At 67.5% G+C, this 13,382-nt stretch carries 11 protein-coding genes; 3 read left to right on the top strand and 8 right to left on the bottom strand.

The window, feature by feature from the left end; all coding sequences use genetic code 11:
* Window positions 1-38: 38 nt before the first annotated feature.
* From crcB to PX52LOC_RS02225, 6 genes are all read right to left on the bottom strand, one after another.
* Window positions 39-404, bottom strand: coding sequence for a fluoride efflux transporter CrcB (gene crcB / locus PX52LOC_RS02250; RefSeq protein ID WP_149115397.1), 366 nt, complete (start codon window positions 402-404; stop codon window positions 39-41).
* Window positions 404-1,357, bottom strand: a complete 954-nt coding sequence (locus PX52LOC_RS02245) for a lysophospholipid acyltransferase family protein (RefSeq protein WP_149108554.1) — start codon at window positions 1,355-1,357, stop codon at window positions 404-406. The genes crcB and PX52LOC_RS02245 overlap by 1 nt, the downstream gene beginning before the upstream one ends.
* A 105-nt stretch (window positions 1,358-1,462) precedes the next feature.
* Window positions 1,463-4,177, bottom strand: coding sequence for a serine/threonine-protein kinase (locus tag PX52LOC_RS02240; RefSeq protein WP_168218764.1), 2,715 nt, complete (start codon window positions 4,175-4,177; stop codon window positions 1,463-1,465).
* A gap of 57 nt (window positions 4,178-4,234) precedes the next feature.
* Window positions 4,235-5,806, bottom strand: coding sequence for a ribonuclease Y (gene rny, locus PX52LOC_RS02235; RefSeq protein WP_149108552.1), 1,572 nt, complete (start codon window positions 5,804-5,806; stop codon window positions 4,235-4,237).
* Window positions 5,807-6,049: 243 nt separating this feature from the next.
* Window positions 6,050-6,988 carry an H-X9-DG-CTERM domain-containing protein gene (locus PX52LOC_RS02230; RefSeq protein WP_149108551.1) on the bottom strand — a complete coding sequence of 313 codons (939 nt, stop codon included), beginning with the start codon at window positions 6,986-6,988 and terminating at the stop codon, window positions 6,050-6,052.
* Window positions 6,985-7,704 (bottom strand): hypothetical protein, encoded by a 720-nt coding sequence (locus PX52LOC_RS02225; protein ID WP_218575265.1) that lies wholly within the window; start codon window positions 7,702-7,704, stop codon window positions 6,985-6,987. Before PX52LOC_RS02225 ends, PX52LOC_RS02230 begins: the two co-directional genes overlap by 4 nt.
* 182 nt (window positions 7,705-7,886) lie before the next feature.
* On the opposite strand from PX52LOC_RS02225, the gene ppk1 reads away from it, so the two are divergent.
* Entirely contained in the window at window positions 7,887-10,142 is a 2,256-nt protein-coding gene (ppk1, locus tag PX52LOC_RS02220) for a polyphosphate kinase 1 (RefSeq protein WP_149108550.1), read from the top strand.
* A gap of 8 nt (window positions 10,143-10,150) precedes the next feature.
* Here ppk1 and PX52LOC_RS02215 read toward each other — a convergent pair whose 3' ends face one another.
* Entirely contained in the window at window positions 10,151-10,411 is a 261-nt protein-coding gene (locus PX52LOC_RS02215; RefSeq protein WP_149108549.1) for a hypothetical protein, read from the bottom strand.
* Window positions 10,412-10,814: 403 nt separating this feature from the next.
* Here PX52LOC_RS02215 and PX52LOC_RS02210 point away from each other — a divergent pair, with 403 nt between their 5' ends.
* Together PX52LOC_RS02210 and PX52LOC_RS02205 are read left to right on the top strand one after the other, a co-directional pair.
* Window positions 10,815-11,462 (top strand): hypothetical protein, encoded by a 648-nt coding sequence (locus PX52LOC_RS02210; protein WP_149108548.1) that lies wholly within the window; start codon window positions 10,815-10,817, stop codon window positions 11,460-11,462.
* Window positions 11,463-11,479: 17 nt separating this feature from the next.
* Window positions 11,480-12,730 carry a nucleotidyl transferase AbiEii/AbiGii toxin family protein gene (locus PX52LOC_RS02205; RefSeq protein ID WP_149108547.1) on the top strand — a complete coding sequence of 417 codons (1,251 nt, stop codon included), beginning with the start codon at window positions 11,480-11,482 and terminating at the stop codon, window positions 12,728-12,730.
* 4 nt (window positions 12,731-12,734) lie between these two features.
* On the opposite strand, the gene PX52LOC_RS02200 is transcribed toward PX52LOC_RS02205, so the two are convergent.
* Window positions 12,735-13,382 (bottom strand): hypothetical protein, encoded by a 648-nt coding sequence (locus tag PX52LOC_RS02200; RefSeq protein WP_149108546.1) that lies wholly within the window; start codon window positions 13,380-13,382, stop codon window positions 12,735-12,737.

The following is a 13,382-nucleotide window of genomic DNA, read 5'->3' as shown; positions in this document are numbered from 1 at the left end:
ATTTGTGGGGCGGGTCGCGTATCGCGGCTCGCCTTTTTTCATGCGCCGCGGGCCAACTTCATCCCAAACCAGGCCCCGAAGATTCCCGCCAACACCGACCCGACCGCGTACCCCGTCGCCGCGAGCCAGCGGTCCTTCTCCATCATCACCAGCGTTTCCAGGCTGAACGTGCTGAACGTCGTGAAGCCGCCGCAGATGCCGACGCCGAGGAAGTGGTACCACGCCGGGCGGTGTTCGTAGGCCATCGCGACGACGCCGAGGACGAACGACCCGAGGACGTTAATCAGGAACGTGTGCCACGGGAAGAACTCAGTCCAGCCGCGGTCCTTGAACCAGACGCCGAGCCAGAAGCGGGCGTTCGCCCCCAACCCGCCGCCGAGCATGACGATCAGGAATGTTTGCATCACGCGGCCTGCTTCATCGCGGACTTCTTCACCGCCGGTTGCGACTTCCAGCGACGGTGCAGCCAGAAATACTGCTCCGGCGACCGGCGGATCAATCGGGCAATCGCGTCGTGATACCGCTGCGTGATCGCCTTCACGGCGTCCGGCCGACCGGCGTACTCGGCCGGGTCGATGGCGTCTTCGCAGATGATGTCATACGGCCCGATCTGCCCGCGGTTGAGGGTGGTCCGCCGGACGACGCCGACGACGACCATCGTGGTCTGGAACTCCATCGCCATGAGCGCGACCGCCTTGTGGGCGCTCGCCGGTCGGCCGAAGAAATCGACGAACACCCCCCGCGGCCCCGCGTCCTGGTCCGCCAGCGTCGCGACCTTGCCGCCGGCCCTCAGCACGGCTTCGAGCCGGTCGAAGTCGTCTTTCTTCGCGATGACCGTCTGCCCGGTCCCCTGGCGGAACCGCTTGAGGAAGTCTTCGAGGTACGGGTTGTCCAGCACGCGGGCGATGGCGTAGGTGCGGAAGCCGAGCGCCCCGAGGTAGTACCCGGCCAGCTCCCAGTTGCCGAGGTGGGCGGTCACAATGAGCATCGGCCGGTCGCGCATCAGGCCGCTCACCACGGCGTGGCTGTTGACCATGTCGGTCGAGGTCCGCCAGTTCGTCATCCGCAACTTCCGCGGCAGCAGGATGATTTCGAACAGCAGCGTGCAGAACTGCCGATAGCACCCGCGGACGAGGCGATCGACCTCGGCCTCCGACTTCTCCGGGAACGCGAACCGCAGGTTCTCGGCCGCGACCTTCCGGTGCCGCTTATCGACGCGGTAGATCAGCGCGGCGAACACGTCTGCGAACGCCAGCGCCCACCGAATCGGCAGCGCCTGCACGATGCCGACGAGGACGCGCACGGCGAGGTAAACGAGGTAATCGATCGTCGGCTTGTGCCGCTTCGGGGTGGCCATCACGCGGACTCCGTTCCGGGGTGGCGGAATCATACCGGGGAAGGGCGGGGCGTGTCACGGGCAATTGGCGGTAGGAGGGATACCCTTGGCGGATTCCGTGACGGGTCACTCTTTCGCCCGCGGCCTGGGGGCGATCTCCTTCGGCAGTTCGGCCCGGACGGCGGCGACCTTCTCGGGGCGGTTCGTGGCGGCATACAGGTCGATCAGGCGGGTTCCGGCCTCGAAGAGGTTGTTGCGGCCGTCGGCCGGGATCGTGGCCTCCCGCTGCCGCATCCCGTCGTAGCCGACGGTCAGCAACGGCTCGGCCGCGGCGTACTTCCGTTGGCCGAGCAGCGCGCCGCCGAGCATCGACTTGGCGTTGAACGTGTTCCAGAGGTCGGGCGCGATTTTCTCGCGGATGGCGACGCACTCGCGCAGCGGCGGTTCTGCGGCGGCGTACTGGTCGGCGGCGAGGAGGTCCCCGCCGACCGATGCCAGCCGGGAGGCAAATCCGGGGTCGTTGGGCTTCGCCAACTTCCGGTACGCGGCCAAGTAGTCGGTGTAATGAGGAACGGCTTCCGGGCCGCGACCGGCTTCGATCAGGCAGGCGGCGAGGTTGCCCGTGCTTCCGATCGTGTCGGGGTGGTCCGGGCCGAGCGTGGCCTTCCGTACGGTCAGGACGTGATCCAACAGCGGGACCGCCCGGTCCGACCGGCCGGCGTCGCGGTAGGCCAGCGCGAGGTTGCTCGTGCCGGTGAGGGTGTCAGGGTGGCCGGGACCGAGTTTGGCCGTCATCAGCGCCCGAGCTTCTTCCAGCAGCGGCGTCGCCAGGGCCAGTTGGCTCGCCCCGCGGTAAGCCTCGGCAAGGTTGTTCAGGCTCGCGAGCGTATCGGGGTGGTCCGGGCCGAGCTTGGCCTTCCGCAAGGCAAGGGCCTTCTCCAGCAGCGGCAGCGCCCGGTCCAACTGACCGGCCGAATAGTAGCCTGCCGCGAGGTTGTTCATGCCCAACAAGGTGCGGGGGTCGTCGGGGCCGAGCTTTGCCGTCATCAGCGCCAGCGCCCGTTCGTAGAGCGGGAGGGCCTTGTCCACCCGGCCCGTGGCGCGGTAGGCCGCGGCGAGGCCGGTCATGCTCAGCAGCGTGTGGGGGTGATCGGGACCGAGTTTCGCCGTCATCGCCGCTAGCGCCCGCTCCAGCAGCGGCGTCGCCAGGTCCAGGCGGCCCGCGCCGCGGTACGCTTCGGCGAGGTTGTTCAGGCTGGCGAGCGTGGCGGTGTGGTCCGGCCCCAGGTGTTCGGAGCGGCTCGCCAGGGCGGCGCGGTGGAGGGGGATCGCGTCCGCGGGGAAGCCCAGGTTGTCGAGGGTCACGCCGAGCCGGTTCTGCAAGTTCGCCAGGGCCACCGGGTCGCGGAACGTGGCGGCGGTGAGTTGCCGCCCGGCCGCGATCAGCCGCCGGGCCAGCACCGCTTCCACGGGGGCGGGGCCGGCCTTCACGGCGCGGATGTCGAACCCGTCGAACACGTCGAACACCACGCCGATCGCCTGCTCCAACTCGGCGAGGGCTTGCTTCGTTTCGGTGTTCGCCTTCTTCGTCTCCCCGAGTTGGACCGTGAGGGCCGCCGTCGCCGCGTTGGTCTTCGCGAGCTGCTCGGCCGTGGCCCGCTCCGCGGCCTGGGTCCGGAGGAGCTGTTCGGCTGTGGCGGCTTCGGCGTCGGTCGCCTTCTTCGCCTGCCACGCGGCCAGGCCTAGGCCGGCGGCCAACGCCGCCGCGATGCCGGCGGCCAACCGCGTTCGCAACCGTTGCCGCGCCCGCTGCTCCGCGGCCCGGACCGCCTCGGCCGCCTTCGCGATCTCGGCCTGCCGCGCCCGCTCGTCGGCGGCGGCCCGCAGTGTCGCGACCGCCGCCGCCACTGCGGAGCCGTTCGGCGGCCGGTCGGCCGGGTCCGCCGCCAGGCACCGCTTCGCCAGCGCGATCACCTCCGGCTCGGCACCGCACGTGTCCAGCCGCTCGGCGGCGGTCTGGAGCTGGCCCTGGGCGGCCATCTGCCGCGTCGTCTCGGCGTCGCCGCCGGAGAACGGCGGCTTACCCGTCAGCAGCACGCAGAGGATGCCGCCGAGGCCGAACACGTCTGACCGCTCGTCGATCTTGTCGGTCGCGCCAATGGCCTGCTCCGGCGGCATGTAGGCGGGCGTCCCCATGAACTCGCCGTACCGCGTCTCGGTGTCACCGGGGCGTTGCGAGCGGATGTTCGCTTCGGCAGGGGCGGCAGAATCCGGTGGCTGAGGCCCCCCGCTCGCTTCTGACAGGACTTTCGCAAGGCCCCAGTCCATGACCTGCACCTCGCCGAACGCCCCGACCATGACGTTCGCCGGCTTCAGGTCGCGGTGGATCACCCGGCGGCCGTGGGCGTAGCCGACGGCCTGGGCGATCGCCTCGAAGACGCCGAGCCGCGGGCCGGTCGTCCCGTCGGTGAGCAGGTCCGCGAGGGTGCGGCCCTTGATGAGCTTCATCGCCAGGAACGGGCGGCCGTTGGCCATCGTGCCAACGGCGTACACGGCCGGGATACCGGGGTGCTGGAGTTGGGCCGAGATGCGGGCTTCCTCGACGAACTTCCGGCCCGCGTCGGACTCGGCGTCGATGCCGTCGTGGAGTAGCTTGATCGCGACTTCGCGGTCGAGGTGAAGATCCCGGGCGCGCCAGACGGCACCCATGCCGCCCTGCCCGACGAGGTCGAGCTTCTCGTACCCGGCGGGGAAGAGAGCCCCCGCCGACCGCCGGGCGGTCGTCAGTTCCTGCTCCGGCGTGGCGGTGACGGTGCGGTCCGAATCGGGCGGGGCGTTCATGCGACGGCTCCGGCGGGGCGGCCGCATTTTACCGCGCCCGCCAGGTCGTTCCAGCGGTTACTTCGCCACGTCCACCGACCGCGTCTCGCGAATCACCGTCACCTTGATCTCGCCGGGGTAGTCCAACTGCTGCTCGATCGCCCGCGCGATCTCGCGGCAGACGCGGAGGGCGTCGGCGTCGCTGGTGCGCTGCGAACTCGCGATCACTCGCAATTCGCGGCCGGCTTGAATCGCGAACGCGGCTTCCACTTCCGGGAAGCCGCAGGCGACGGCTTCGAGGTTCTCAAGACGCTTGACGTACTTCTCCAGCGTCTCGCGCCTCGCACCGGGGCGGCTGGCGCTGATCGCGTCGGCGGCGGCGACGAGCATCGTGTACGGGTGGCTGATCGTCACGTCGTCGTGGTGGCCGATGATCGCGTGTAACACGTCGGCGTTCTGCTCGCCGTACCGCTTCGCGAGTTCTGCGCCGACCTTCGGGTGGCCGCCCTCCATCTCGTGGTCGGCCGCCTTGCCGATGTCGTGCAAGAGGCCGCAGCGGCGGGCCAGCCGCGGGTCGAGGCCGACTTCGCTCGCGATCAGGCCGCACAGGTGCGCGACCTCAATGCTGTGGTTCAACACGTTCTGGCTGTAACTCGTGCGGAACCGCAGGCGGCCGAGAAGGTACAGAATCTTCTCCGACGGCATCGTCAGGTCCACGTCCAGCACCGCCTGCCGGCCGAGTTCGAGGATGTGCGTTTCCATCTCCTTCTGCGTCTCGGCCACCACTTCTTCGATGCGCGTCGGGTGGATGCGGCCGTCGGCGATCAACTTCGTCAGGGCGAGTCGGGCCGTCTCGCGGCGGACGTTGTCGAATGCCGAGACGATGACCACGCCGGGCGTGTCGTCCACGATTACGTCCACGCCGGTCGCCTTCTCGAAGGTGCGGATGTTTCGCCCTTCTCGCCCGATGATGCGGCCCTTCACGTCGTCGCTGGGGATGTCCACGGTGCTGACGGTCGTGTCGGCCGTGTGGTCGGCGGCACTCCGCTGGATGGCCGTGATGATGATTTCACGAGCCTTCCCCTCGGCCGTCTGCTTGATGTGCTTCTCGTGCTGCTGCAACCGCAGCGCGACCTCGCCGGTCAGTTGGCGTTCGAGGCGGTCGAACAACAGCTTCTCGGCGTTCTCGCGGCTGAGGCCGGTGATGTGCTGGAGTTTCTTCATCTCCTCTTCGAGCAGGGCGTCGAGTTCCTTGCCCTTCTTGTCGAGGACGGTCGCCTTCTCGGCGATCTTCTTCTGAAGCTGTTCGAGTTGCTGATCCTTCTTGTTCAAATCCTTCTGCTTGTCGGAGAGGAAGTCTTCCCGCTTCTCCACGCGGCGTTCGTTCTCGCGGAGTTCGTTGCGGAGGCGTTCGATGTCGCGGGTCAGTTCCTCGCGGCGGCGGAACGTGTCTTCCTTGGCGCGCAACTCCCCGTCCTTCACGATCCGTTCGGATTCGCGGGTCGCGCGGTCGAGGATTTCTTGCGCCTGTGCCTCGGCGGAGAGGAGTGTGGCCCCGCCGGGGTTCTTGTTCAGGCCCTTCGTCACGAAAAACGTCAGCCCCGCGCCCAACAGGAGGGCGACGAGGGCGGCAATAATGATCTCTGGCATGCGGGCCAGTCCTTTCGGTGGCCCGCTGCGCTCGGCAATGTCCGGGGAAACCTTTCCTCTTCGGTCGGCCGCGGTCGGCGGCCGTCACGGTCGTATGGGTGTCAATCCCGCACGCGGCGGGTCCGAGCAACAACGGGCGGTTGGAGAATCTATGGTTTCCGGCGCGGTCGCACCGGCGTCGGGCTTATTATGCGGACGGTGTGATCGTTCCTCAACTGAAAAGCGGACGATGTGGCGACAACCTTACCGATCCGCGGTCGGAAGGGCCAGCGCGCGGAGAACGGCGGGGTCTACACCGTTGCCGAGGAAGTGGACGGAGCCGTCGGCCATGATGAAGTTCGTGCCGCCGGCGTTGGGCGGGCCGCCGAAGGTCTTCGGGCCGGCGTTCAGGCCGGCAGCCGGGTCACGGCCGTTGATCGGGTGCCCCCACGGCCGGAACCCGGCGTTCACCTCGCCGGCGAGGATGGTTTCCGAGGTTCCTTTGGTGATGTCGGCGAGGGCCATCGACTTGTTCGCGGCGTAATGGCTCAGCCCGAACCCGTTGCCGTCCTCCAAGGCCGGGGTGCGGAAGCCGGAGTTGATGAAGTCGGGGAGGACGCACCGGAAAATCTTCTGGTTCTCGGGGCCGTTCCAGGGGCTGTTCCAGTCGATGTCTCGGTCCCAATAGGACAGGTGTGGGAGGATGTGCGTCTCCCAACTGTGTCGCATCTCGCCGGTGCTAGAAAAGGTGCCACCGGGCGGGAACACGCGATTAATGTCGTGGTAGTTGATGAGACCGGTGCTGATGGTGTTTGCTCGGTACTCCGCGTTTCCCCCACGAGCTAGCCTCTCACTGCGAAGTGGCTGTTCGGAGATCGCAAGCCACGCGAGTTGGTGCGTAATGCCGATGACGGAAATCCCCGCGGTGAACAGCAGCACGACGCCGACCACGACCGCCGCCGTCCATCGGACCCGCCAACCGGGGCGGAACGATCGGCCGAGGGCGTGAACCCCGGCCGTGAATAAGAGCAACGCGATTCCGCCGAGCGTCACGGTCGGGCCATCCGGCTTCGCCTCCGGCAACACGCGGACGAGGAACGGAATCCAGCCGAACACGACCGTGAACGCCCCTTCGACCGTTGTCGCGATGCCGAAAAGAACGAGGGCCGCCACGAGAATGCCGACCGTCAACGCTGCTCTCACGGCTTTTTCTCCGGGACGCACTTGCGAATCTCGGCCGATGACAGTTCCACGATGTCGCCGTTCGTCCGCAGCACGAGCCGGTGGTCCGGGTCGAGTTCCGGTTCGTAAACGAGAACGTCGGGGACGTGTCCCGCCGACCGACCGGGGACGTAGAGGAAGCGTAACCCGCCCGCGGTCGGCACGTCCCACAACTCGGCGGGGAGGGCCGTGAGTTCGTCCGTCCCCGGGAACCGGCCGTTGTGCGTCGCGGCGAACTGCCAGAGGGCGGTCCGCAACCGTTCCAGGTGAAGTCGCCGGGCCGCCATCTCCGATTCTGGTTGAGCCGCCGAGGGCGGGGCGTCGGCGAGTTTGTAGGTCGCTCCTTGTCGTCGCCACGCCCCGGGCGTCATCAGTTCGCGGGCACCGGAAATCATGGTCAGCACAATGACGAAGAGAATCCCCCACAGGAAGACGACTGCCACGGCTCGCCCGAAGGACAGGCGGGGCAGGGCCGGGAAGTCGCGGCGGACGTAGTTCCAGATCGCCCGCAGCGCAACGGCCGAGAGGAAGAAGACGAGCAGGAAGAACGAGATGGTTTGGAGGCGGGCCAGCGGCGCGTCGCCGAGTTGCGTGATTCGTTCGGGGTTCACCGGCAACGGGGCCGGCATCCCGGCCGTGCCCACGAGGGGACAGGCGAGCAGAAGTCCGCACGCGACGAGAGAGAGGAAGGCCCGCACGAGGTTACTCCGCACGCGAAGGTCGGCCGTGCCAGGATACCCGACGGGCGGGGGCCGGCAAACCCGCTCCGTTCGGTTTGGGGGAGTGAGCGGCGTAAAACGCCGGTGAAGATCGCACCGGCCGATCCTGTTTCCTCCGACCGGGCCATATATTGGCAGTTCCTTCCCCGGAGATTTGGGCGATGTCTGCCGTGAACCTCGACGACCCGTCGCTGTACATCAACCGCGAACTGAGCTGGCTCGAGTTCAACCGCCGCGTCCTCGAAGAGGCCCAAGACCCGACGGTGCCGCTGCTCGAACGACTGAAGTTCCACGCCATCTTCAGCAGCAACCTCGACGAGTTCTTCATGGTCCGCGTCGGCGGCCTTCAACAGAAGGTGTTGGCGAACATCTCTCGCGGGTCCGGCGGCGACAAGCTCGCCCCGCACGTCCAACTGGAGCGCATCGCCGAGACGGTGAAGGGGCTGGTCGAACAGCAGTACGCGAGTCTTCAGAAGGATTTGCTGCCGGCCCTGCGGGAGAAAGGCATCGTCATCCGCCCGTTGAAAGACCTGACCGACGGCGAACTGAAGCAACTGAAGGACGTGTTCCGCGATCAGGTCTTCCCCGTGCTGACGCCGTTGGCCATCGACCCCGGCCACCCGTTCCCGCACCTGCTGAACAAATCGCTCAACCTCGCCGTGGTTCTGCGGCGGCCGGACGACCCGGAACCGCTGTACGCCGTCGTACAGGTGCCGGGGATGCTGCCCCGGTTCGTGATGTTGCAAACCACGAAAGTTACGCCGGACACGCCAGCGGCGAATCCGAAGGACGACAAGCCCGCGGACTCGTCGTCAAGCCACGACGTGCGGTTGCCGGACTACTCGATCGCGCTGTTCCCGCTGGAAGACGTGATCCGCCTGCACCTGACGGAACTGTTCCCCGGCATGGAGTTGTCCGACGCCTACGCCTTCCGCGTCACGCGGGACAGCGAGTTCGAAATCGACGACGAAGTCGACGACTTGATGCAGGCCATCGAGGACTCGGTGCGGAAGCGCCGCCGCGGCCACGCCTCGCGGCTGGAGATCGAAGCGGCGATGACGGCCGACCTCGAGCAATTCCTGACGGCCGCCCTCGACCTGAACCCGGAAGACGTGACGCGGGTGCCGAGCGTGCTAGACCTGACCGGCCTGTTCCAGATTTACGCCCTGCCGGGGTTCGCCGACCTCCGCGACCCGCCCGTCGCGCCGACGCTGGTCCGGGAGTTCGTGCAGGCCCCGTCGCCGTGGGCGGCCATCCGCGCGCGGGACATTCTCGTCCACCACCCCTACGAGTCGTTCAAGCACGTCGTCGATTTCATCGAGGCGGCCGCCGCCGACGACCGCGTGCAAGCCATCAAGCAGACGCTCTACCGGACGAGTTCCGACTCGCCGGTGGTCCGGGCGCTCCAAATGGCGGCCGACAAGGGGAAGCAGGTGACGGCCGTGATCGAGCTAAAGGCCCGGCTCGACGAGGAGCGGAACATCCTCTGGGCGCGGGAACTGGAGAAGGCCGGCGTGCACGTCGTCTTCGGGTTCGTCGGGCTGAAGACCCACTGCAAGGTCGCGCTCGTCGTGCGGCGGGACGAGGACAACCAACTGCGGCGGTACGTCCACCTCGGCACCGGCAACTACAACCCGATCACCGCCCGCACGTACACCGACCTCGGCTTCTTCACCTGCAACCCGGACTTCGCCGCCGACGTGGCGCTCTTGTTCAACCACCTGACCGGGTACGCCTCGTTGCCGCAGTGGAAGAAGCTCATCGTCGCGCCGTCGCGAATGATGGCGTTCATGCTGGAAAAGATCGAGCAGGAGGCGGCCAACGCGAAGGCCGGCAAGAAGGGCCGCATCCGCGTGAAGATCAACGGCCTGATCGAGCCGGCCGTGGTCAAGGCGCTGTACGCGGCCAGCCAGGCCGGCGTGAAAATCGACATCGCGTGCCGCGGCGTGTGCTCGTTGCGGCCGGGGGTGCCGGGCGTGAGCGAGAACATCCGCATCACGTCGGTCGTCGACCGCTTCCTGGAGCACAGCCGCATCTTCTACTTCGAGAACGACGGCAGCCCGGAGGTGTACGTCGGCAGTGCCGATTGGATGGACCGCAACCTGACGCGGCGCGTGGAGGTGGCCTTCCCGATCGAACAGCCGGACCTGAAGGCCCGGGTAATTGACGAGTTGTTGAAGACGACACTGGCCGACAACCAGAAGTCGCGGTTGCTGCTGCCGGACGGCACTTACGAGCGGGTGAAGCCGAAGGCCGGCGAGGCGGAGTTGCGGAGCCAGCAGCGGTTCCTGGACTTGGCGAAGGCGGCGGCGGATCGCTTGCAGACGGCGACGTCGGCCGCCCCGCAGAGCACGCCGACCGCGACGGCCAAGCCGAAAATCGGGCCGCGGTCGTCGAAGCGACCGCGGCACTCGTAACCAGGGACTTACTCCGTTTCGGCCTGCTTCAACGGCTTCGCCGGGGTCGCTTCAGGTGCCGCCGGAACCGGCAGCGGCGCGGGCATCTTCTCCGGCACCGGGGTGCCGGTGATCGGCACGTTGCTCATGTGGTACGGGTTGCCGTTGCCGGTGTTGACGATGGCGTTATCGGGGTGGTGGTAGACGTCGCTCATGCCCCCGACGTGTTGGCAGCCGAGGCCGGTCGCCAGGACGCCCAACAGGAGGGCCGGTGCAATGAATCGGTGCATGATCGTTCCCATCCGTGGAAGCGTTTGAAAGAGAACCCGCCCGGAACCATCGCCGAGCCGGGCCGTGGGTGGGGTCGGCCTCGGCCCGGCGAACGGTTTCGGGTGCGGTCGGCCGCGACCGGGGAACCCGGCCGAGGCCAACGTGATCCGGCGGCCCGCGTCCGTGCGGCGAACCACCGTATCCGTGTCGGCGGCCGCGGCTTTCGCCACAACCCCTCGACGCAGGTTTCATCGTCCTGCCGGATTTGCCGAGTTGACCCGTTTTCGCGGGCCGACGCGATTTTTCAGGAAGTCGGCCTTGCCCCGGTTGTCCCACTTCTACGCCGGCTACGGCCCTGGTAGGCCGACGACCCCTCGCGTATGATTCACCCACCTTTGAACTCAACCCTGGGGCGGTCGCACCGTGCGAGAGTATCGCGGGCACTTCGAAATTCACCTCACCATCCGGGCCGATAACCCGGCGGATGCCGGGCGGTTCGTCGGTTGGTGCCGGGGACACGGGTTGAAGTGCGTGCGGATCATTCTCGCCCGCGGGCAGACGGCCGATCAACCGATGGCGACGTGGCGGCGGCCCAACACAACCCTCTCCGCGGTGGTGGCCGAGGCGAACCGTCTGGCGGCCGACGCCAACGGGGCCGGGTTTGCGATCACCCGCGTGAAAGTCGAGGCCGACCCGCACACCGCCGACGTGCCGATTACCGATGCGGATATCTCGGACCACCCGCCCGAGAATTACTTCGAGCACCACGTCAAACTGCGGCGAGACTCGATGGCGGCGCAGGAGGGCCTACTTGCGATCTGCGAGGGGCACGCCGCCCACCTCTCGCGCAACGCCTTCCACGACGGCGGGACTGTCGAAGAACGGTTCGTCACCCAGCGGGCCTACGGGGTCGGCCGGGTGACGGCCGCCGCTCAACTCGATCGTCTGATCGCCGACCTGCGCGAAATCGGTGAGACGGTCGTCGAACACGAATTCGAATACTGTGTCTACGACTCGAACCTTCAACTCGACGCCGGCTGGTTGCCCGGCGACCCGGCCCATTCCACTTGACCCTTTCCAGGTGCCCGATGGCGGCTCTCACCCCACCCCCGACCGACGTGATGGTCGAGTTCCTCGGCTCCCTGACCGAACTTCTGGGCGAGTGGCGGGAGGGCTTGATCCCCGTCCTCCGCGGCAGCTTGCTCATGAACCTCTGGTACGGCGATCGTGCCCGGCCGCCGGCGGACATTGACATCGAGTGCTTCGCCGGGCCGAACGTGGGGCCGGAGGCCGACGCGGAGGAATATCTCGCCGGCCTGCCGACGGACGGCGTCGATGAGCACTACGGCCCCATCGAAGGGCGGTTCGGCGCGTACGGGGAATACGTGTCCCGCGTCGACTTCGGGAAGGCCATGTGCCGGTACGCCGTCCGCGACTCGGCCCACGAACGGCCGGCCAGCGGCATTGTGTTCCACAACGACGAGAACCCGCCGGCCGACGGGGCCAGCCTGTGGGTGTACGGGACGCCGGGCCGGCGCTACTACACCACGTGGGAGTGGACCGGCCACCAACCCACCTCCGGGCGGTTGCAGGTCGACCTGTCCACGCCCGGCCCGTACACGCCGGACGATCTCGGCGTCGCCGACGCGACGTTCGCCGCGCCCGCGGGCGGTGCGTTTCGCGCTCCGGCGTACTCGCGTGAGGCGATGTTGGCGGCCAAGGTCTCGTGGCTGGTGCGAGGCCTGACCCGGACCGACGATGGGAGCGTGGCCTGGTCCGGCGAGCCGAAGGACTTGTACGACGCCCACCTGCTCGCGACGGACGCCGCCCTGCGGCCGGAGGTGTTCCGGCGGGCCATGCTCGCGACGGGGACGGCGGACGCCCTGCACTGGAACGCGCTGGACGTACTCTTCGACGTTCGCCGGGCGGACGTGACCGACGACGATTTCGGGAACTGGCCTGCGTTCGCCCGGAACCATCCGAGGTTGGCCGCGGTCGGGCCGGTGCGCCTTTGGGCGGAACTCGCCGACCGGCTCGAATCGCTGTTCGGCGATCTCTACTCGGTGGCCCAGATGCCGTTCCTGGCGGCCGTCAACGACCGGGTGGAGGACAAGTTGCCGTATCTGGTTTACGCCGACTGGTTGGACGATCGAGACGACCCCCGTGGGCCGGTCATCCGGTCGATCGTCGAAGTGCTATTCCCGAACGACGACGAGAGCCCGGTCGCTCGCCCTTCGCTGGCTGTCGACTTGAAGTCGGTGTCGCGACCCTGGCTCCACCAACTGTTCGGAACGTCGGCCCGGTTGCAGACATTCCTGGCCACGGTCGGGGCAGGGTAGATCTTCAGTTGCCGCTCTCTTCGCCTTTTCCCGGGGCGACCGTCAGCACTTCCTCGCGGATGAAGCGGTTGAACTTCGGCGAGAAGACGGCCTGCCGCCGTTCCCAGTGGGTGCGGACGTACTTGAGTTGGAACGTCGCCCGCATCGAGCCGAGCATCGACTGCCAGTAGTCGTCGGGGACGGTGTCGAGGACCATCAGCACCCGCGATTCGTAGATCAGGAACGCTTCCTCGTACAAGTTGACCATGCAGTTCGCCAGGAACCGCTGAGGGTGCGTTGGGCCGTGCGGGTTGGTCGGGTCATCTTCGGCGGCCGTGTACTCTTCCCGCTTCATCCGCTCGAACAGGTGCGGGTGCTCCACCAACTTCAACAAGACGTTCTGGAAGCGTCCGTAGATTTGACTGTAGACGCCGGCCCGCAAGGACGTGAGGACCGCGAACGTGCCGACCAGGCCGCCGGAGAGAATGATGAGCGTGCCGACGCGCAGGATCACGTCGGCGTAATCGTACCAGTCGCGGATCTTGACCGGTTGGGCGTTGCCGGCCGGGGCGACCGGCGGCGCGGCCCCAACCTGGGCGTAGACCATGCCCACGGCAAGGCCGAGCGTGACCGCCACGGCGAGCAGCAAGAGGATCGCGAGTTTACGTTCCAT

Source organism: Limnoglobus roseus (assembly GCF_008254045.1).
Classification (GTDB): Bacteria; Planctomycetota; Planctomycetia; order Gemmatales; family Gemmataceae; genus Limnoglobus; species Limnoglobus roseus.
This window is presented reverse-complemented; position numbering and strand designations above follow the sequence as displayed.

Excerpts from the sequence above, each read along its gene's own strand:
- PX52LOC_RS02240 (WP_168218764.1), bottom strand. The coding sequence starts at position 4,177 with ATGAACGCCCCGCCCGATTCGGACCGCACCGTCACCGCCACGCCGGAG.
- PX52LOC_RS02245 (WP_149108554.1), bottom strand. The coding sequence starts at position 1,357 with ATGGCCACCCCGAAGCGGCACAAGCCGACGATCGATTACCTCGTTTAC.
- PX52LOC_RS02200 (WP_149108546.1), bottom strand. The coding sequence starts at position 13,382 with ATGGAACGTAAACTCGCGATCCTCTTGCTGCTCGCCGTGGCGGTCACG.
- crcB (WP_149115397.1), bottom strand. The coding sequence starts at position 404 with ATGCAAACATTCCTGATCGTCATGCTCGGCGGCGGGTTGGGGGCGAAC.
- rny (WP_149108552.1), bottom strand. The coding sequence starts at position 5,806 with ATGCCAGAGATCATTATTGCCGCCCTCGTCGCCCTCCTGTTGGGCGCG.
- ppk1 (WP_149108550.1), top strand. The coding sequence starts at position 7,887 with ATGTCTGCCGTGAACCTCGACGACCCGTCGCTGTACATCAACCGCGAA.
- PX52LOC_RS02215 (WP_149108549.1), bottom strand. The coding sequence starts at position 10,411 with ATGCACCGATTCATTGCACCGGCCCTCCTGTTGGGCGTCCTGGCGACC.
- PX52LOC_RS02205 (WP_149108547.1), top strand. The coding sequence starts at position 11,480 with ATGGCGGCTCTCACCCCACCCCCGACCGACGTGATGGTCGAGTTCCTC.